The 16,124-nt window shown below is 56.9% G+C and carries 19 protein-coding genes and 1 tRNA gene; 11 read left to right on the forward strand and 9 right to left on the reverse strand.

Features of this window, described 5'->3' with window-relative positions; translation table 11 throughout:
* The first annotated feature begins 25 nt into the window (after nucleotides 1-25).
* The 6 genes from atpG (at nucleotide 26) to QZ190_RS01025 (ending at nucleotide 5,036) form a co-directional block, all read left to right on the forward strand.
* Nucleotides 26-910: a F0F1 ATP synthase subunit gamma gene (gene atpG, locus QZ190_RS01000; protein WP_291912526.1), complete on the forward strand. Its 885-nt coding sequence runs from the start codon at nucleotides 26-28 to the stop codon at nucleotides 908-910.
* Between the two features lie 38 nt (nucleotides 911-948).
* On the forward strand, nucleotides 949-2,352 hold the full coding sequence (atpD, locus tag QZ190_RS01005; RefSeq protein ID WP_291912528.1) for a F0F1 ATP synthase subunit beta: 1,404 nt from the start codon (nucleotides 949-951) through the stop codon (nucleotides 2,350-2,352).
* A gap of 70 nt (nucleotides 2,353-2,422) precedes the next feature.
* On the forward strand, nucleotides 2,423-2,836 hold the full coding sequence (locus QZ190_RS01010) for a F0F1 ATP synthase subunit epsilon (RefSeq protein ID WP_090044366.1): 414 nt from the start codon (nucleotides 2,423-2,425) through the stop codon (nucleotides 2,834-2,836).
* Between the two features lie 186 nt (nucleotides 2,837-3,022).
* On the forward strand, nucleotides 3,023-3,472 hold the full coding sequence (locus QZ190_RS01015; RefSeq protein ID WP_291912531.1) for a nuclear transport factor 2 family protein: 450 nt from the start codon (nucleotides 3,023-3,025) through the stop codon (nucleotides 3,470-3,472).
* Between the two features lie 6 nt (nucleotides 3,473-3,478).
* Nucleotides 3,479-4,492, forward strand: coding sequence for an alpha/beta fold hydrolase (locus QZ190_RS01020; protein WP_291912533.1), 1,014 nt, complete (start codon nucleotides 3,479-3,481; stop codon nucleotides 4,490-4,492).
* Nucleotides 4,485-5,036 (forward strand): DUF2946 family protein, encoded by a 552-nt coding sequence (locus tag QZ190_RS01025; RefSeq protein WP_291912535.1) that lies wholly within the window; start codon nucleotides 4,485-4,487, stop codon nucleotides 5,034-5,036. The genes QZ190_RS01020 and QZ190_RS01025 overlap by 8 nt, the downstream gene beginning before the upstream one ends.
* Before the next feature lie 44 nt (nucleotides 5,037-5,080).
* Here QZ190_RS01025 and QZ190_RS01030 read toward each other — a convergent pair whose 3' ends face one another.
* Nucleotides 5,081-5,596, reverse strand: a complete 516-nt coding sequence (locus tag QZ190_RS01030; protein ID WP_291912537.1) for a c-type cytochrome — start codon at nucleotides 5,594-5,596, stop codon at nucleotides 5,081-5,083.
* Nucleotides 5,597-5,734: 138 nt separating this feature from the next.
* On the opposite strand from QZ190_RS01030, the gene QZ190_RS01035 reads away from it, so the two are divergent.
* Nucleotides 5,735-5,810: transfer RNA gene (locus QZ190_RS01035), tRNA-Arg, on the forward strand.
* Between the two features lie 103 nt (nucleotides 5,811-5,913).
* Here QZ190_RS01035 and QZ190_RS01040 read toward each other — a convergent pair.
* Genes QZ190_RS01040 through QZ190_RS01055 form a run of 4 tightly spaced genes read right to left on the reverse strand, consistent with a single transcriptional unit; the run spans nucleotide 5,914 to nucleotide 11,447 of the window.
* Nucleotides 5,914-6,585 carry a helix-turn-helix domain-containing protein gene (locus QZ190_RS01040; protein WP_291912539.1) on the reverse strand — a complete coding sequence of 224 codons (672 nt, stop codon included), beginning with the start codon at nucleotides 6,583-6,585 and terminating at the stop codon, nucleotides 5,914-5,916.
* Nucleotides 6,586-6,613: 28 nt separating this feature from the next.
* The gene (locus QZ190_RS01045; RefSeq protein WP_291912541.1) at nucleotides 6,614-7,825 is read right to left on the reverse strand and encodes an HlyD family efflux transporter periplasmic adaptor subunit; all 1,212 of its coding nucleotides are present in this window, start codon (nucleotides 7,823-7,825) and stop codon (nucleotides 6,614-6,616) included.
* Complete coding sequence (locus QZ190_RS01050) at nucleotides 7,822-10,050, reverse strand: type I secretion system permease/ATPase (RefSeq protein WP_291912543.1); 2,229 nt, start codon at nucleotides 10,048-10,050, stop codon at nucleotides 7,822-7,824. Before QZ190_RS01050 ends, QZ190_RS01045 begins: the two co-directional genes overlap by 4 nt.
* A 29-nt stretch (nucleotides 10,051-10,079) precedes the next feature.
* Nucleotides 10,080-11,447: a TolC family protein gene (locus QZ190_RS01055; RefSeq protein ID WP_291912545.1), complete on the reverse strand. Its 1,368-nt coding sequence runs from the start codon at nucleotides 11,445-11,447 to the stop codon at nucleotides 10,080-10,082.
* Here QZ190_RS01055 and QZ190_RS01060 point away from each other — a divergent pair.
* Nucleotides 11,446-11,643, forward strand: coding sequence for a hypothetical protein (locus QZ190_RS01060; RefSeq protein ID WP_291912546.1), 198 nt, complete (start codon nucleotides 11,446-11,448; stop codon nucleotides 11,641-11,643). The two genes, QZ190_RS01055 and QZ190_RS01060, sit on opposite strands and share 2 nt — an antisense overlap.
* A 302-nt stretch (nucleotides 11,644-11,945) precedes the next feature.
* Here the strand turns inward: QZ190_RS01060 and pyrE are convergent, their stop codons facing one another.
* Entirely contained in the window at nucleotides 11,946-12,650 is a 705-nt protein-coding gene (gene pyrE, locus QZ190_RS01065; RefSeq protein ID WP_291912547.1) for an orotate phosphoribosyltransferase, read from the reverse strand.
* On the opposite strand from pyrE, the gene QZ190_RS01070 reads away from it, so the two are divergent.
* Nucleotides 12,649-13,452, forward strand: a complete 804-nt coding sequence (locus QZ190_RS01070; protein ID WP_291912548.1) for an exodeoxyribonuclease III — start codon at nucleotides 12,649-12,651, stop codon at nucleotides 13,450-13,452. The two genes, pyrE and QZ190_RS01070, sit on opposite strands and share 2 nt — an antisense overlap.
* Nucleotides 13,453-13,465: 13 nt before the next feature.
* Here QZ190_RS01070 and QZ190_RS01075 read toward each other — a convergent pair whose 3' ends face one another.
* Nucleotides 13,466-14,386 carry a methyltransferase gene (locus QZ190_RS01075; RefSeq protein WP_367114214.1) on the reverse strand — a complete coding sequence of 307 codons (921 nt, stop codon included), beginning with the start codon at nucleotides 14,384-14,386 and terminating at the stop codon, nucleotides 13,466-13,468.
* 61 nt (nucleotides 14,387-14,447) lie between these two features.
* Here QZ190_RS01075 and QZ190_RS01080 point away from each other — a divergent pair, with 61 nt between their 5' ends.
* Nucleotides 14,448-14,774 (forward strand): hypothetical protein, encoded by a 327-nt coding sequence (locus QZ190_RS01080; protein WP_291912549.1) that lies wholly within the window; start codon nucleotides 14,448-14,450, stop codon nucleotides 14,772-14,774.
* Complete coding sequence (locus QZ190_RS01085) at nucleotides 14,774-15,157, forward strand: hypothetical protein (RefSeq protein WP_291912552.1); 384 nt, start codon at nucleotides 14,774-14,776, stop codon at nucleotides 15,155-15,157. The genes QZ190_RS01080 and QZ190_RS01085 overlap by 1 nt, the downstream gene beginning before the upstream one ends.
* Nucleotides 15,158-15,380: 223 nt before the next feature.
* On the opposite strand, the gene QZ190_RS01090 is transcribed toward QZ190_RS01085, so the two are convergent.
* Entirely contained in the window at nucleotides 15,381-15,527 is a 147-nt protein-coding gene (locus QZ190_RS01090; protein ID WP_291912554.1) for a lmo0937 family membrane protein, read from the reverse strand.
* 10 nt (nucleotides 15,528-15,537) lie between these two features.
* The gene (locus QZ190_RS01095; protein ID WP_291912557.1) at nucleotides 15,538-15,765 is read right to left on the reverse strand and encodes a glycine zipper 2TM domain-containing protein; all 228 of its coding nucleotides are present in this window, start codon (nucleotides 15,763-15,765) and stop codon (nucleotides 15,538-15,540) included.
* Nucleotides 15,766-16,124 lie beyond the last annotated feature (359 nt).

Consider the following 16,124-nt stretch of genomic DNA (forward strand, 5'->3'; position numbering starts at 1 on the left):
TCCACCTGATCAAAAGGAGCCTCTGATGGCATCGGGCAAGGAACTACGCACCAAGATCAAATCGGTGGAAAACACCAAGAAGATCACCAAGGCCATGGAGATGATTTCCGTCTCCAAAATGCGCAAAGCGCAGGAGCGTATGCGCACGGCCCGGCCTTACAGCGAGAAGATTCGCACCATTGCGACCCATCTCGGTCAGGCCAACCCTGAATACGTCCACCCCTTCATGCAGCGCAACGACGGCAAGTCGGTGGGCTTCATTGTGGTGACCACGGACAAGGGTTTGTGCGGTGGCTTGAACACCAACTTGTTGCGCGCGGTGACGGCTCAACTGCGTGAAACACAAGCCCAAGGCAAAACGCCCATGGCGGTGGCCATCGGTGGCAAGGGCCTCGGTTTTCTGAACCGGGTCAATGCCAAGGTGGTAGCGCATGTGACGCAATTGGGCGACAAGCCGCACCTGGACAAGCTCATTGGCCCCGTCAAGGTGTTGCTCGATGCTTACGCTGCCGGTGAAGTGAGCGCGGTGTACCTGTGCTACAACAAGTTTGTCAGCACCATGGCTCAAGTGCCCACCATCGACATGTTGCTGCCTTTGTCTGCGGCCGACATGCAGGCCGAAACCAAAGCCGCGGGTCACACGCACGCCTGGGATTACATCTATGAACCCGATGCCCAGTCGGTGATTGACGATCTCTTGGTCCGTTATGCAGAAGCCTTGGCCTACCAGGCCGTGGCTGAAAACATGGCCTCTGAGCATGCCGCCCGTATGGTGGCCATGAAGGCAGCGACCGACAACGCCGGCAATGTGATCGGCGAGCTCAAGCTCGTCTACAACAAGACCCGTCAAGCCGCCATCACCAAAGAACTGTCGGAAATCGTCTCTGGCGCAGCCGCGATCAGCGGTTGATTCCCAGTTCTGCAAATTCAAATTATTTGGAGCGAAAAATGCAAGCCCAAGGAAAAATTGTTCAGTGTATTGGCGCTGTGGTCGACGTGGAGTTTCCACGCAACCAGATGCCCAAAGTTTATGACGCGCTCAAAATGGAAGGCTCCGCGCTGACCCTGGAAGTGCAGCAGCAACTCGGCGACGGCATCGTGCGCACCATTGCGCTCGGTTCTTCCGACGGCTTGCGCCGTGGCCTGATGGTGTCCAACACCGGCAAAGCGATCACCGTGCCCGTGGGCAAGGCCACTCTGGGCCGCATCATGGACGTGCTCGGCGCGCCCATCGACGAGCGTGGTCCAGTGAGCCAGGAACTGACCGCCTCCATCCACCGCAAAGCCCCTGCGTACGACGAACTGTCGCCTTCGCAAGAGTTGCTGGAAACCGGCATCAAGGTGATTGACTTGGTGTGCCCCTTCGCCAAAGGCGGTAAGGTGGGCTTGTTCGGTGGTGCCGGTGTGGGCAAGACCGTGAACATGATGGAACTCATCAACAACATCGCCAAGGCGCACAGCGGTTTGTCCGTGTTCGCTGGTGTGGGTGAGCGTACCCGTGAAGGTAACGACTTCTACCACGAGATGGCCGACTCCGGCGTTGTGAACCTCGAGAACCTGCCTGAGTCCAAAGTGGCCATGGTGTACGGTCAGATGAACGAGCCACCAGGCAACCGTTTGCGCGTCGCCTTGACCGGTCTGACCATCGCCGAATCCTTCCGTGACGAAGGCAAAGACGTGTTGTTCTTCGTGGACAACATCTACCGTTACACACTGGCCGGTACCGAAGTGTCCGCCTTGTTGGGTCGTATGCCTTCTGCTGTGGGTTACCAGCCTACACTCGCCGAAGAAATGGGCCGCCTGCAAGAGCGTATTACCTCCACCAAGGTGGGCTCCATCACATCGATCCAGGCCGTTTACGTGCCAGCGGACGACTTGACCGACCCCTCGCCAGCGACCACCTTCGCGCATTTGGACTCCACCGTGGTGTTGTCCCGTGACATCGCTTCGCTGGGTATCTACCCCGCTGTGGATCCTTTGGACTCCACCAGCCGTCAGCTCGATCCTCTGGTGGTCGGTCAAGACCACTACGAAACAGCCCGCGCTGTGCAAGGCACATTGCAGCGTTACCGCGAACTGCGCGACATCATCGCCATCATGGGCATGGACGATTTGGCGCCTGAAGACAAGTTGGCCGTGGCCCGTGCCCGCAAGATCCAGCGTTTCCTGTCGCAGCCCTTCCACGTTGCTGAAGTGTTCACCGGTTCGCCAGGCAAGTACGTCACCTTGGCCGAAACCATCCGTGGTTTCAAGATGATTGTGGCTGGCGAGTGCGATCACCTGCCAGAGCAAGCTTTCTACATGGTCGGCACCATCGACGAAGCTTTCGAGAAGGCCAAAAAGGCCGCTTAAAGCAGCGCCACGGGGTGGCTGATCCAGCCTTCCCGTAGCCCGCTTCAAAGCACCTTTTTAAGGAGTAAACATGAACACCATCCACGTTGATGTGGTCAGTGCCGAAGAGTCCATCTGGTCGGGTGAAGCCCGATTTGTGGCCTTGCCCGGTGAGTCTGGCGAGCTGGGCATTTACCCCCGCCACACACCGCTGATCACCCGCATCAAGGCCGGGTCGGTTCGCATCGAAAAGGCTGACGGCGGCGAGGAATTCGTTTTCGTGGCCGGTGGCATTCTGGAAGTGCAGCCCGACTGCGTGACCGTGATGTCGGACACCGCGATCCGCGGCAAAGACCTCGACGAAGAAAAAGCCAACGCTGCCAAGCAATTGGCCGAAGAAGCTCTGCGCAACGCCAAAAGTGAAATTGATTTGGCTGTGGCCCAGTCCGAATTGGCTGTGCTCGCGGCACAGTTGTCGGCCTTGCGCAAATACCGTAAAAAGTAAAACTCATGCACTGACAGCTGTATTGCCATTGGCAATATGGTCCAGTCGACTAACCCGGCACAGTTCACTGTGACCGGGTTTTTTCTTATCTAAGGGTTCGGCTAGGTCATGGTAAGACAACACACAGGCCAAGGCGAGGCAAACAAGGCAAAATGAGAAAATGACTTCTTGGAATAAAACAAGCCCATGAAACGCGCCAAATTGCAGGCGGCCGTGGTCGGCGGCACGCCCGATGACATCGAGCAGGCCTTTTACGAAGCCCTGCACAACGCCGACATCGCGCAACTCATGGCTTGTTGGGCGGAAGAGGATGACATTGTGTGTGTGCACCCAGGGGGGGCTCGCATGATCGGCGCAGGTGCCATTCGGGCCACATTTGAGGCCATGTTCAACAACGGCAGTGTGCAGGCATTTCCTGAGCGTGTGCACAAAGTTCAGTCCTTGGCGAGCTCCGTGCACCACTTGGTTGAAAGGGTGGAGGTCATCACGCCTCAAGGTGCTCGGCAAGCCTACGTGATTGCCACCAACGTTTACCACAAGACCCCACAAGGTTGGCGCATGGTGGCCCATCACGCGAGTCCTGGCACGCCCAAGGATGCAGCCGATGTGGGTGCGAAACCCACGGTTTTGCACTGAAAACGAATGTTGGACCATGCCCCCGCTTGGCTGCCAGGTGGACACGCCCAAACCATCTGGTCAGCCCTTTATGCCCGCAGGCGTTGGAGTTCTTTGAAGCCTTGGCTGAGAGAACGATGGACAACGCCTGATGGTGATTTCCTGGACATCGATAAGCAACACGCCAGCCGAAATGAGCGCCCCTTGTTGGTCTTATTTCATGGCTTGGAGGGTTCATCGGCGAGTCACTACGCCCAGGCCTTTGCGGACTGGGCCGCAGAGCAAGATCTGAATTTGGCACTGCCTCATTTTCGAGGTTGCAGTGGCGAGTTGAACCGCGCGCCACGCGCCTACCACTCTGGTGATCATGAGGAAATAGATTGGTTGCTGCAGCGGCTTCGCCGCGAACACCGAGCGCTTGGGGGGCAGACACTGGTGGCCGCTGGGGTTTCCTTGGGCGGCAATGCCTTGATGCGTTGGGCTGCTGAGCACGGCCAGCAAGCACGCATTCAAGCGGATGCGGTGGCCTCCATTTGTTCACCACTGGATTTGATGCAAAGCGGTCTGGCCATTGGGCGGGGGCTGAACAGGCACATTTATACGCCCATGTTTTTGCGCAGCATGAAGCCCAAAGCCGTGGCCAAGTGGGCGCAACACCCGGGTTTGTTCGACAAAGACGCCATGTTGGCCGCCAAAGATCTGTACAGTTTTGACAATGTTTTCACGGCGCCTGTGCATGGATTCAAAAACACCGAGGATTACTGGAAGCGCGCATCGGCCAAAGCCATGATGCAAGACATCCGCGTGCCTGCGCTGGCACTCAACGCCTTGAACGATCCTTTCGTACCCGCCAACAGTTTGCCGGGACCAGATGATGTGTCGTCCAGCGTGTGCTTGTGGCAGCCAGCACAGGGTGGTCATGTGGGTTTTGCACAAGGACGCTGGCCCGCGCATGTCAGGGCCATGCCCGATGCGGTAGGTGCCTGGTTGTTGCAAGCTGCAGGACTCTGTGTGAAACCAGAGGAGTCAAGACGTGGATGACATCGTACGACAAGCCATGGCCAAATGGCCCGATGTGCCAGATTGTTATGGTTGGCTGGGCCTGGACAGCCGAGGGCAATGGTGGATGCGCGATGACAGGGCGCAGGCGCTGGGGGCGTTTCAGAGCGGTCTGCCTGGTGCTAAGGGCTCGGTGTTGAGGCACGAGAAACTGATCGATTTCATCCACCGCAACTACGAAGCCGATGCTCAGGGGTGCTGGTTTTTTCAGAATGGACCGCAGCGTGTGTACATCGAGCTCGAAGCGACCCCACACATTTGGCGCATTGGTGATGACTTTGAAGTGACTTCACACACCGGGGCATTGGCTCAAGTGAACAAGACGCTGGTGGACAACGATGGCAAGGTCTATCTGCACACCACGTTGGGATTGGGCTTGGTGCACACACTCGATGTGCCCAAGGCCGCACAAGCGCTGGAGATGTCGCGATGGACCTTGGAGGATGTCGCCGCAGATGAGTTGCCCGCTCAATATGGTTATGTGATGAGCCCGGAAATGAAAGCGACTGCAAGCAAAAGGGCGTAAAAAAACCGACCTTGAAGGTCGGTTTTTTGAAGGAGTTTGACAAATTACTTGGCAGCTTCAGGGGCTTTGGGCTCTTCAAACTTGCCACCCGCTGCATTGGCCAAATACACCACCGCACGGGCGATTTCAGTGTCGTTGAAATCGCCACCGCCTTGGGCACCCATGGCTCCCTTGCCTTTGAGGGCCGAGTTGACCAAGGCTTCAAGGCCTTGGCCCAAACGTGCACCCCAAGCACCCGCATCCGCAAACTTCGGAGCGCCGGCAGCACCCGCATCATGGCAAGCAGCACACTGGGCTTTGTAAACATCGGCACCTGGTTTGAGGGGGCGGTTGGCATCACGAACTTCTACAGCCCCAATTTTTTGGATGCGCATGGCCGTGGCTTTTTCGGTGTCGACCGCACCGGCGGCTGGTTTATTGGCCGATGTCACATAGAAAACCAAGCCAATGATGATGAACACTGGGATGACAAAGGAGGCCAAACTCAACAAAAGCATTTGCTTGGGGGTTTTGACCGGGCCGGTGTGGGCTTCGTGCTGATCGTGGCTGTTGTCGCTCATGAGATCCTCTGTTGGGGCGTGGCCGCAAGGGCCTATGTATAGATCAAATCAACCACAGATTATAGCGTTGCACCCTTCACCGATCTTGCAAAACGTTCAAGAGGGCGCGCGGGCGTGAGATAATCAAAAAAGTGATGTGCGGCTGTAGCTCAGTGGATAGAGTATTGGCCTCCGAAGCCAAGGGTCGTGGGTTCGATCCCCGCCAGCCGCACCAACTTGAATCACAAAAACTCCACAGGGCGCAGATGCGCTTTAACACCTTGTTGGCAGTTCAACAGTTACTCGACTGTGCCGATTGGAAAAACCGACAACAAGTTTCAAGCTCTGCACGAAGCAATCACACCCGTGAGGTAGGCGTGCAACCAAACGGCTGACATGGGGCCTGAAACGACCTGGATGGAGGAGCTTGCCCCTGCAGGCATGCTGGCCTTTAAATCTTTTTCAGCAGTGATCAACACCACCGACAACGGGGTGTGACCACGTTGGTTAAAGTTTTCAAGTGCCTGGAACGTCTTTTCTTGCTGGGGTCGAGGCATGGACATTTCGACAACAATCATGTCCGGCTTCTGGCTGGAAAGTTCTAGCAATGCTTCGGTGACTGAATCAAAGAAATGCACATCAATGGGCAGATTCCATAAGGCGCATTCCGTTTTAAGTTCCAAGAACAAAGGTGGTGACTCGATCACGACGGTGACATTGGGCTTGACCGATGATTTGTTTTGGGAGCCGACCACATGTCTGGAGACGGTTTGGTAATCCATGATCGAATCCAGGGAGATGCGACGGTGACCCCCACGTGTTTTCCATCCTTTGAGGTCACCTTGGTCCACCAAAGTTTGGACCAAGGTGGTGGACAAGCCCAGCATGCGGGCAGCTTCGGCAGTACTCAAGAACTGAGGTGTCTGCGTGGCAGTCTTGGGCAGGGATACGACTTTGTTGGTGGTTTGTGGTCGATCAGAATCGATCACGGGGTAGGTTTGATCGGACATGCTGATGCTCCTGTTCTAAGTTGTCATTTCAACGTTCACGCAATGCTTGCGTGACGTTTTGCAGTGGACGGAAGATGTATTCCAGAACGGTTTTGTACCCCGTGCGGATCTCCACAGATGCGGTCATGCCGGGCGAAGGAACCAGGCGCAAACCGTTGCGCAAATCTGTGGGTTCTTTGACGCGAACAATGATTCGGTAAAAACCCTCTTCCAATTCCACGGGGTTCCCGGGCTTCTTTTGTTTTTCATCACGCAAGGTGTCCGGGCTCAAATGTTCAAGAACACCTTCGAGGCCACCATATTTGTTGAAGTCGTAAGCGGTGAGCTTCACCACAGCAGCCTGTCCAACTTTCAAGAACGCCACTTCAGAGGGTTTGACGTAGGCTTCAACCAACATGACGTCTTCAGTTGGGACGATTTCCAAAATCGGTTGACCCGCTTGCACGACACCACCCACGGTGGTGATTTGCACATTCTTGACAACGCCTTTCATGGGGGAGCGAATCGTTGTGCGAAGGAAGGCATCTTCGCGCGCAGAGGCGTTTTCCTTGGTTTGAGAAAGCTCAGATGCCACCCGTGTCAACTCGTTGTTGGCATCGGTGAGATAGCGGTTTTGACGCTCGGCACGTTGACCCATCAACTCCGATTGCTGGCGCTTGAGGCGCAGCAACTCAACTTCAGACATCACACCCTGGCGAACCATGGGTTCGGTGATGGTCAATTCACGCGTGACAGCAGCCAAAGAGGTGTCCAAGGCGTGCAGTGACTGGGTCAGTGAACGCTTTCGTGCATTGAATGCTTGCAGTTCTTGCTGCATCAAGTCGGGGTGCTCATTGAGTTCGGGTGGAAAAACGAGTGCTGTGCCATAGGCTTCGGCTTTGAGTCGAGCTGCCAAGGCTGTCAAGGAGAGGAACTTTTCCTGCGCTTCTCTGAAGACAGCCCCAGAGCGGGCATCGTCGATGCGCAAAAGAACCTGATCCTTTTCAACGACGCTGCCTTCTCGTACAAACAATTCACTCAAAACACCTGAGTCAAGGCTTTGGATAACTTGCTCGCGGCTGGTGGGAATCACCTTACCTTGGCCACGCGTGATTTCATCCAGTTCGAAAAATGCTGCCCAAGCCAAGGCTAAAACCAAGGTCAGACCGGTGGCCCAGACCAGGGTCTTGCTGGCGTGGCGTTCATCATCTTCAACGGTATTGACGCCAAAGCCTGAACGGCTGGCTTTGTACTTGATCATGTAGATGCTCCCTGATTCTTGACGCCATTGACATCAATGCCACGGGACAACTTGTCAATCATTTCCTGCTTGGGGCCTAGCGCCACGCATTGCCCACTGTCAACAACAGCAATCAAATCCACCCACTCCAAAAGTTGGGGTCTGTGGGTGGCCATCAGGAGCGTGCGCCCGCGCAACCAATCCTTGAGGACCGCGATCACACGAGCTTCCGTGTTTTGATCCATGTTCGATGTGGGCTCGTCCATGAAGACCAATTGCGGGTTGCGCAGCATCATGCGAGCGATGGACAGCAACTGGCGTTGGCCACCCGACAAGCCGCCGCCAGCTTCTGTGACGGGCATGTCAAGACCCAGCGGGTGGTTGGCCACGATGTCATAGATGTTCAAGGCTTTGAGCACCTCAGTGATCCTGACGTCGGTGATCCAGCTGTCAGCGAGGATCAGGTTGTCACGCACAGTGCCCATGAACAACTGGGGGTCCTGACCGACATAACCGGTGCGGCTGCGAACTTCGCTGGGCTCAATTTGTTGCAAATCCACGCCGTCCAGTCGAATGTTGCCAGCACCGGGGGCATAAAGACCCGCCATGAGCCGCAACAAGGTGCTTTTGCCACTGCCAACGCGGCCGAGCATGGCGACTTTTTGCCCCGGGGCGATTTGGATGGACAGTTTTTTGATCACTGGGATCTTGTGTTCGCCAGGATAAGCAAATTCAAGTGCTTCGGCCTGAAGGCCGCCTTGGATGCTTTCAGGAACCAAGTAATTGCGGCCATGGGTTCGATCGCGTGGGCGCTTCATCAGACCATCCAGCGTCTCCAGCGCGGTGGCTGCTTGCTGGTAGCGCGAGGCCAGTGACATGACGCTGGCCAAAGGTGCGATGGCGCGACCCGCCAAGATCACCGATGCAATCAGACCGCCCAGGGTCAACTGATTGGCATGGATCAGGTAAACACCACCTACCACCATGGCGACTGTGATGATTTGCTGGATCGACGTGGTCAAGCCCATGATCCAGTTGGTCAAGCTGCGAATGCGCTTGTAGGAATCGGCGCCAGCCAAGTTCGACATCTCCCAGCGCCGCTGCAAATAGCTTTCGGCGTTGTGGGCCTTGAGCAATTCGAGATTAAGGACCGACTCCACCAAAACACTTTGTTTGTCACCCGATTCCTTCATGTTCTGCCGCATGGCGGACATCAAAGGCTTTTGGGCCAGCAGTCCGATGATGATCAGCACAGGCACGGCCAAGGCCGGAATCCAGACGAGCGGCCCACCCACCATGGCGATCAAGGCCAGAAACATCAAGACAAAAGGCATATCCGCCAACAAGACGAGGGAAGCCGAGGAGAAGAAATCGCGCAAGGATTCAAAGTCCCGCATGGAGCTGGCAAAAATACCTGCAGACTGAGGGCGGTGTTCCAGGCGAATGGCCATGATCTCCCGCAGCAGCGTCGCGTTGATGGCCAAATCGGCTTTTTTGCCGCCCAGATCCACCAAGCGGGCTTTGAGCCAGCGCATGATGAATTCCAGAAAAATGGCCACAGTCGTTCCAATGGCCAAGGTCCACAAGGACGTGTAGGCACCCGTTGGCACCACACGGTCGTAGACGTTCATGGTGAAAAAGATGGAGGCCAGCGTGAGGATGTTGGCCACCACAGTGGCGACCATGGATTCCACGTAAAAAGCCCGAAAACGCCACAGCGTGCCCCAAAACCAGTTGAACGCCGAACCTTGCATGGGCGTCAAGGTCTGGTCGTGGCGCGTGGGGGGCAATTTCAGAGCCAAAACCTCGGGGCGCGCCAAGGCTTGTAATTCGGCCAAAGGAATGCGCTGGTCCTCCAGGCCTTTGTCGGCCCACAAGACGATGGCTTCGTTGCCCTGGATGTTGCGCAGCACACAGGCTCTGCCATCGATCAAGGGCATCAACACGGGAAGAACGTAGTGGGGGATCTCGGACAAGCGAACCCGTGACCACGCGGCCATCAAGCCATTTTTGTGCGCCATGTCGGGGTAGGCGGCCAAAGGCACGCGGCCTCTGCTGTCGAGGGCAAAGCCGGCACGCATCACTTGGTAGTGAACGGGCCGCCCCAGCAGTTTCGCGGCCATGGTCATGCACAGCAGCAAGGGGTCTGCCATCGCGTCAGACCCTTGGGCAGGACGAGGCGGCGTGTCACCCAGGACAGGTGAATGTGCACCGCCCGTGGTGGGCAATGGGATCAATTTAGCCATGTTCAATCAATGTGGGGTCTGTACGTCGTTCATCTGGCAGGTGCAGTCACCAGACCGGGCTCTGCAGAAAAGCGTTTGGCCAATTCGCCGGTGGCCGCGAGGACGCGCACGCGTGCCAGACGTTCGTCGTGAAAAGCGGCCCGGGCCGCACTGCGGTAATTGAAAGTGTCGGCCTGGATATTCAAAAGATCCAGCAAAGAACGCCTGGCCACCCGGAATTGCTGTCGGTAGGCCTCGACCAGTTTGTCGCTCACCAGGGTTTGGGCGCTGCCAGTATCCGAACGGGCTTTGGCCGAGGCCCATTCTTGCCAGGCAAAAGCTGCTTTTTCACGGGCCAGCAGACGGGCTTCTTCCAATGCAAATTCGGCAGATTTGACTTGGTTAACGGCACCTTCAACCAAGGCAGAGGTGCCGCCACCGTTGTAAAAGGGTGCATTGACCTGAAGTTGGGTCAAGGCATCTTGTTTGCCGGTGAAGGTGTTGACCTGACGTGATACCGCGAGGTCAACGGTGGGCCAGTATTGCCCCTTGGCCTGACGCACACTGGCTTGTGCCGCCTGAAGTTGGGCGCGCGCTTGTGCAATGGGGGCCAAGTCTTCGGAGACCAGCTCCATCGTCTTGCTCAAAGAGGTGGGGATACGACCCAGGACGCCCGAGTCAGACATGGCGGCATCCAGGTTCATGGGCCGTGCATCCATATCGCCCTTCCAGAAGCGTCGCAAGCGCTGAATCGCTTGGGCAAAGTCTGACTTGCGTTGCTGCAATGCCAGGGTCGCGTTTTCCATACGAACCAAGGCTTGCTCGTAATCTACCCTGCGACCCGTGTCGGCTTCGGCAATTTTCTGGATGTCATTCAGGGTTTCGCGATGTGCGTTGACGTTGCGAACGGCCAGGCTGTACAAGTCGGCCGTTTTAGCCCAATTGAGATAGGCTTCAGCCGCCAATTGCGCCACCTCATCCAGCGTGTTCGCTTGCAAATGTTCAGAGGCCAATGTCAGCGCTTCGGCGCGCTGTGCCTCCGCTTCAATCCGGCCGCCCGACCACAGGTTGAGGCGGGCTGTGGGGGAGATCGCGGTCCGCTCTGTGCCCAAAGGCAGGGTTCCGGATGAATAGGCGTTGGCTGTAGCGCTGACGCCGAGCTGGGGGTAGTGGGCGCTGCGTGCACGGGTGATGTCGCTGCGGGCAGCTGCGGTCTTTGCGGATGCAGACAACACGGCCGGGTAGGTTTGCAAGGCTTGATTCACCACTTGAGGCAATGACTGAGCATGCAATGCGGCAGGCACGAGTGCAGCCGCCAGCACCAAGCAGGCGCTCTTGGAAGTGGCAAAAAATCCAAAAAACGGCCCGCCCCTGTGCGGAGACCGAAGAATGTATTTTTGACATTCGGAATGAATCATGGTGGATGAAATACCAACTACGTTAAAAATGAAATTCTCGCTACAAAAAATAGTTCGCGAATCCACCAATTGGCGTACCCCTGCCAAAAAAATAGACGTAAATGGTGATTTAGTGCAAAAAAATGTTTTGTACCCAAGTCTTGGCGAAGCAAGGGGGCAGGTCAAGGGCGTGCTTGATGCAAAAAACAAGCATTGATGCTGCCAGGCAAGCCGAAAGAGGTCACAAAAGGATCAAAATTCTGCTTTTTTCTGTCGGGTGACAGCACTTGATGGAGGTGTTTTTTCCATTTCAAGGACTTAATAGCCTATAAATAGCAAATTATAAACAAAAGTATACAAATATATTAACTTTTTAGATCTGTTTGAAGTCTATTGGAAATGGCCGAAGGGTCAAGCCATGCACCTGCTGGGCCGCGCATGGGGAGGCTGAGCACGCCTGCAAAATGTGCCCCCATCACATCCAATGGCCCATCCCATGTTCAGGGCCTGTTGTCGTGATCAAACCCCGTAGCGGTCCCGGTAGGCCTGCACATGGGCCAGGTGGGCCAGCAGCTCGGGCTGGCTTTGGCGGGCCAGGAAGGCCAGCAGGTCAGACAGCTGGGCGATGGTGCACACCTGCATGCCCAGTGCATTGCGCACATATTGAACCGCGCTGTGCGGCACATCCTTGACCGAGCCGTCGGCTTGCTTTTCGGTCGCCATCTCCTGGCGGTCCAGCGCAATGGCGATGGCGTGCGGCGTGGCCCCGGCGGCCTGGATCAGGGCAATGGATTCACGCGCTGCCGTGCCCGCGCTCATCACGTCGTCCACGATCAGCACGCGCCCTTGGAGGGGGGCGCCCACCAAAGAGCCGCCTTCGCCATGGTCCTTGGCCTCTTTGCGGTTGTAGGCAAAGGGCACGTTCTTGCCCAAACGGGCCAGTTCGATGGCCACCGCTGCGCCCAGTGGAATGCCCTTGTAGGCCGGGCCGAAGATCATGTCGAACTCGATGCCACTGGCCAGCAGGGCTTGTGCATAAAATTGCGCCAGTCGGCTGAGCTTGGCGCCGTCGTCAAACAGACCGGCGTTGAAGAAGTAAGGGCTCATGCGCCCGGCCTTGGTCTTGAATTGCCCAAAGCGCAAGACGCCCGAATCGACCGCAAACTGCACAAATTCCTGAGCGAGCGCCTGTGTATCGGCGCTGCTTGCCTGTCCTGTCACCATGGGGAAATCCTTGTTCAAACTCACCAGCCTCAACCTCAACGGCATCCGCTCGGCCACGACCAAAGGCGTTGAAGCCTGGCTGGCGCAAGAAAAACCCGATTGTATTGGCGTGCAAGAGGTCAAAGCCCAGGCCCCCGACGTGGCGGGCAAGTTCGAGGCCTTGGCGGACCTCAAGGGCTATTTCCACTTTGCCCAGAAAAAAGGCTACTCGGGCGTGGGGGTCTACACCCGCCACGAACCCAGCGATGTGGTGGTCGGCTTTGACGGCGGCGAGTTCGATGCCGAAGGCCGCTATGTGGAGCTGCGCTTTGACACGCCCACGCGCAAGATGTCCATCATCAGCAGCTACTTTCCCAGCGGCTCATCGGGCCCTGAGCGGCAGGAAGCCAAGTTCCGCTTTCTGAGTGTGATGTACCCGCACCTGATGGCCCTCAAGGGCGAGCGCGAATTCATCGTTTGCAGCGACGTGAACATCGCGCACCAGCAAGCCGACCTGAAAAACTGGCGCAGCAATCAGAAAAACAGCGGCTTCCTGCCTGAAGAGCGCGCCTGGATGACGCAACTGACCACCGAAGGGGGCCTGGTGGACGTGTACCGCCGACTGCAGCCGCACACCACCGACGATTGCTACACCTGGTGGAGCAACCGGGGCCAAGCCTACGCCAAGAACGTGGGCTGGCGTCTGGACTACCACCTGGCCACCCCCGCTGTGGCCGAGAAGGCCCGCACCGAGCACATTTACAAAGGCGAGAAGTTCTCGGACCACGCACCGATCACGATCGGCTACGACATGAGCTTGTGAGTCGCAGCCTGCCTCACGTGTTGCCGCGCAGCTCGCGCGTGTACGTCAGCATGCGTCCCTTGTAAGCGTCCTCACCACCCTGTGCGGCTTGGTCCAGCACCTGCTCATGCATTGCAAAACCCAGCTGTGCCATGTGTTTGTGAAAGGCGGCGCGGTTGCCCCGGTTGGGGTCGATCACCCAGATCTCTGAACTGAGGGCGGCGTGTTCACCGATGAATTGGGCCAGTGTGCCCGCGTCATCGCGCTCGTACAGGATATCGCTGCCCACGATCAAGTCGAACAGACCGGACAAAGGGGCATCGTGCGCATGTGTGAGCACGGGCAGGCCGTCCTCTCGGGCGGCGGCCGTGCCCCACAGCCCATGGCAATAGGGCAGGGGCAGCAAGCCATTGAGTCGGGTGTTTTCGTCCAGAAAAGCATGCGCCAGCGGGTGGCAGTCGCTGGCCGTGACCTGTGCGCCCCGGCGGTGCGCCACCAAACTGGCCAGGCCCAAACCACAACCAATTTCCAGAATGCGCTCGCCCGAGACGGGGCGGCGCGCCATGCGCTCTGCCAAGCGCATGCCTGAGGGCCACAGCAGACCAAACAAGGGCCAGGTGGCCGATGAAATGCCCAGATTCAGGGCTTCGTCCAAGGGGTCGTGAAACTGGTGCTTGTCGAGCAAGGAGCGGATGAGCAAGTCGTCCACGCCTGTGACCGCAATGCTTTCCTGTTTGGTCAGGTAGCCGGGTGATGAGGGGTTCAAAAAAGCAATCGGTGCAGCGCGCATGCAAAAGACCAAAAGGCGCTGGCTGGTCGGACTGTACACCCAGCCAGCGCCAGCACAGCGGCTGAACGCTTGGGGTCTGCGGATCGCTTGTGTGTGGTCTGCGATCTCAACAAAGTTCCATCGAATGATGACGTCATGAACTTGGGTGCGGTAGACCACAGACATCGATGTGTGCGAGGGCTAAAGTGAAGTCCTCCATCCATTTCAACCAACCTCAAGGCATTCCATGTCAAACACCAAAACGGCGAACGAAAAAATCTCTTCACTGGGCGCTGGCATCACCAGCCAGGTCGAAGACTTGGTCGATGAAGCCCGCCCGGCTCTCGATCGCATGAGTCACCGTGTGAAAGACGAATGGCACGATCTGACTGAGTCTGGCAAAGAAGCCTTGGCAGATGCCAAACACAAGCTGGAAACAGAAGCAAAGCATGTGCGCTTGACCACTGAGCACATGATCCACCATGACCCCATTCGTTCTGTGCTGATTGCTGCAGGCACGGGTGCGGCGATCGCGCTGGCTGCGTCTTGGTTCATGCGTTCACGTTCGCAGTGATGCTGCGCTTGCTTCTGAAAGTGTTGCTGCTGCCGCCACACTTGCTCAAGTCACATGCCCAAGGGTATGCTGACTTGGTCAGTGAAGTGAGTGCCCGTTATGTGTGCGCCCAAAAAAACCGCTGGCTGATGTATGGGCTCAGCGTTTTGGCCATGTTGCTGGCGTTGATTTTTGGTGGCGTGGCCTTGCTGCTGTGGAGCGCATGGCCACAGCAGGCGAGTCCACACGTCTGGGTACTGCCAGCGCTGCCAGGCGCATGTCTGCTTTTGAGCGTCATCTGTTGGTGGTGGGCGCGTCGGCTGCGCTTGCAACCTTTGCTGGAAGACATCCAAGCGCAAATCGCGCTCGACCTGCAGGCCATCCGGCAAGTGAATTCGGCATGAATCCTGACCTGACACCCGCACAGCGATTGGCGATGTCGAGGGCCCAGTTGACCCAGGCTTTGCGTGACCCTGCTTGGTTGCTGCTGCTTCAGCGCTGGCTTGAGAGCAAGACGTCTTTCGCCCCAGCATCTGCACAAGCTTGTGCTACAAAAAAACCAAACGGTGGAAGACAAAAGCAATCGGTATGAAGCAAGGGTGCCGCTTGGGGGCGGTCGGGCAGGGTTCACAGCCTGCGTCCCTGGATCACGCGCACCAGCACCACCACCACAGCCAGCACCAACAAAAGGTGAATCAAGCCGCCCAGTGTGTACGACGAGACCAGACCCAACAGCCACAAAATCACCAAAACGACGGCCAGAGTTTCAAGCATTTGAGGGCCTTTATTTTTTGTCAACTTCGTGGCCAATCACACCACCCACGGCAGCACCACCTACGGTGCCCGTGGTGCTGCCGCCGGTCAGGATGGCGCCGCCAATGGCCCCTACACCAGCGCCAATGGCGGTGTTCTTTTCTTGTCGCGTCATGCCCGAGCAGGCAGCCATGGCCACAGAGGCCATGACCGGCAGGGCCGTGCCTGAGATGCGGATCAATGGATGAGGAATATGCATGGTGAACTCCTTGTCTGAAAAGACGAATACCCGGCTCAGGCCCGCGTCACCATGACGCAGGACCAGCCAGCCATCCCAAGATAGAAGAAGGCTCCTGCCCGGTCTGTCCGGCAGGCCACACAGGTGCACCACAGCACCTTGGGGGGACCGCTTCCTATAAAGGGACCTGATAACAAAGTTTAGAACTCGCTTCCCTCTGAAAAAAGGAGTAAGTAGATCAAAAAATCATTGTCAAAGTTTCGAATTTCAGCGCACAGGACTGGGTGGCTCTAAATTTTTATGTGGTCAATGTTTAGAACAGCATTGATTTACAAGACTTATTGCTTGTGAGCTACACAGGCCTAAAACGTTCAGTTTTT

This window comes from Limnohabitans sp. (assembly GCF_017848645.1).
Classification (GTDB): domain Bacteria; phylum Pseudomonadota; class Gammaproteobacteria; order Burkholderiales; family Burkholderiaceae_C; genus Limnohabitans_A.

Bases quoted from the DNA above. Each gene is read 5' to 3' on its own strand.
- atpG (WP_291912526.1), top strand. From the start codon at position 26: ATGGCATCGGGCAAGGAACTACGCACCAAGATCAAATCGGTGGAAAAC.
- atpD (WP_291912528.1), top strand. From the start codon at position 949: ATGCAAGCCCAAGGAAAAATTGTTCAGTGTATTGGCGCTGTGGTCGAC.
- QZ190_RS01010 (WP_090044366.1), top strand. From the start codon at position 2,423: ATGAACACCATCCACGTTGATGTGGTCAGTGCCGAAGAGTCCATCTGG.
- QZ190_RS01015 (WP_291912531.1), top strand. From the start codon at position 3,023: ATGAAACGCGCCAAATTGCAGGCGGCCGTGGTCGGCGGCACGCCCGAT.
- QZ190_RS01020 (WP_291912533.1), top strand. From the start codon at position 3,479: ATGTTGGACCATGCCCCCGCTTGGCTGCCAGGTGGACACGCCCAAACC.
- QZ190_RS01030 (WP_291912537.1), bottom strand. From the start codon at position 5,596: ATGAGCGACAACAGCCACGATCAGCACGAAGCCCACACCGGCCCGGTC.
- QZ190_RS01040 (WP_291912539.1), bottom strand. From the start codon at position 6,585: ATGTCCGATCAAACCTACCCCGTGATCGATTCTGATCGACCACAAACC.
- QZ190_RS01045 (WP_291912541.1), bottom strand. From the start codon at position 7,825: ATGATCAAGTACAAAGCCAGCCGTTCAGGCTTTGGCGTCAATACCGTT.
- QZ190_RS01050 (WP_291912543.1), bottom strand. From the start codon at position 10,050: ATGGCTAAATTGATCCCATTGCCCACCACGGGCGGTGCACATTCACCT.
- QZ190_RS01060 (WP_291912546.1), top strand. From the start codon at position 11,446: ATGGTGGATGAAATACCAACTACGTTAAAAATGAAATTCTCGCTACAA.
- QZ190_RS01055 (WP_291912545.1), bottom strand. From the start codon at position 11,447: ATGATTCATTCCGAATGTCAAAAATACATTCTTCGGTCTCCGCACAGG.
- QZ190_RS01070 (WP_291912548.1), top strand. From the start codon at position 12,649: ATGGGGAAATCCTTGTTCAAACTCACCAGCCTCAACCTCAACGGCATC.
- pyrE (WP_291912547.1), bottom strand. From the start codon at position 12,650: ATGGTGACAGGACAGGCAAGCAGCGCCGATACACAGGCGCTCGCTCAG.
- QZ190_RS01075 (WP_367114214.1), bottom strand. From the start codon at position 14,386: ATGTCTGTGGTCTACCGCACCCAAGTTCATGACGTCATCATTCGATGG.
- QZ190_RS01080 (WP_291912549.1), top strand. From the start codon at position 14,448: ATGTCAAACACCAAAACGGCGAACGAAAAAATCTCTTCACTGGGCGCT.
- QZ190_RS01085 (WP_291912552.1), top strand. From the start codon at position 14,774: ATGCTGCGCTTGCTTCTGAAAGTGTTGCTGCTGCCGCCACACTTGCTC.
- QZ190_RS01090 (WP_291912554.1), bottom strand. From the start codon at position 15,527: ATGCTTGAAACTCTGGCCGTCGTTTTGGTGATTTTGTGGCTGTTGGGT.
- QZ190_RS01095 (WP_291912557.1), bottom strand. From the start codon at position 15,765: ATGCATATTCCTCATCCATTGATCCGCATCTCAGGCACGGCCCTGCCG.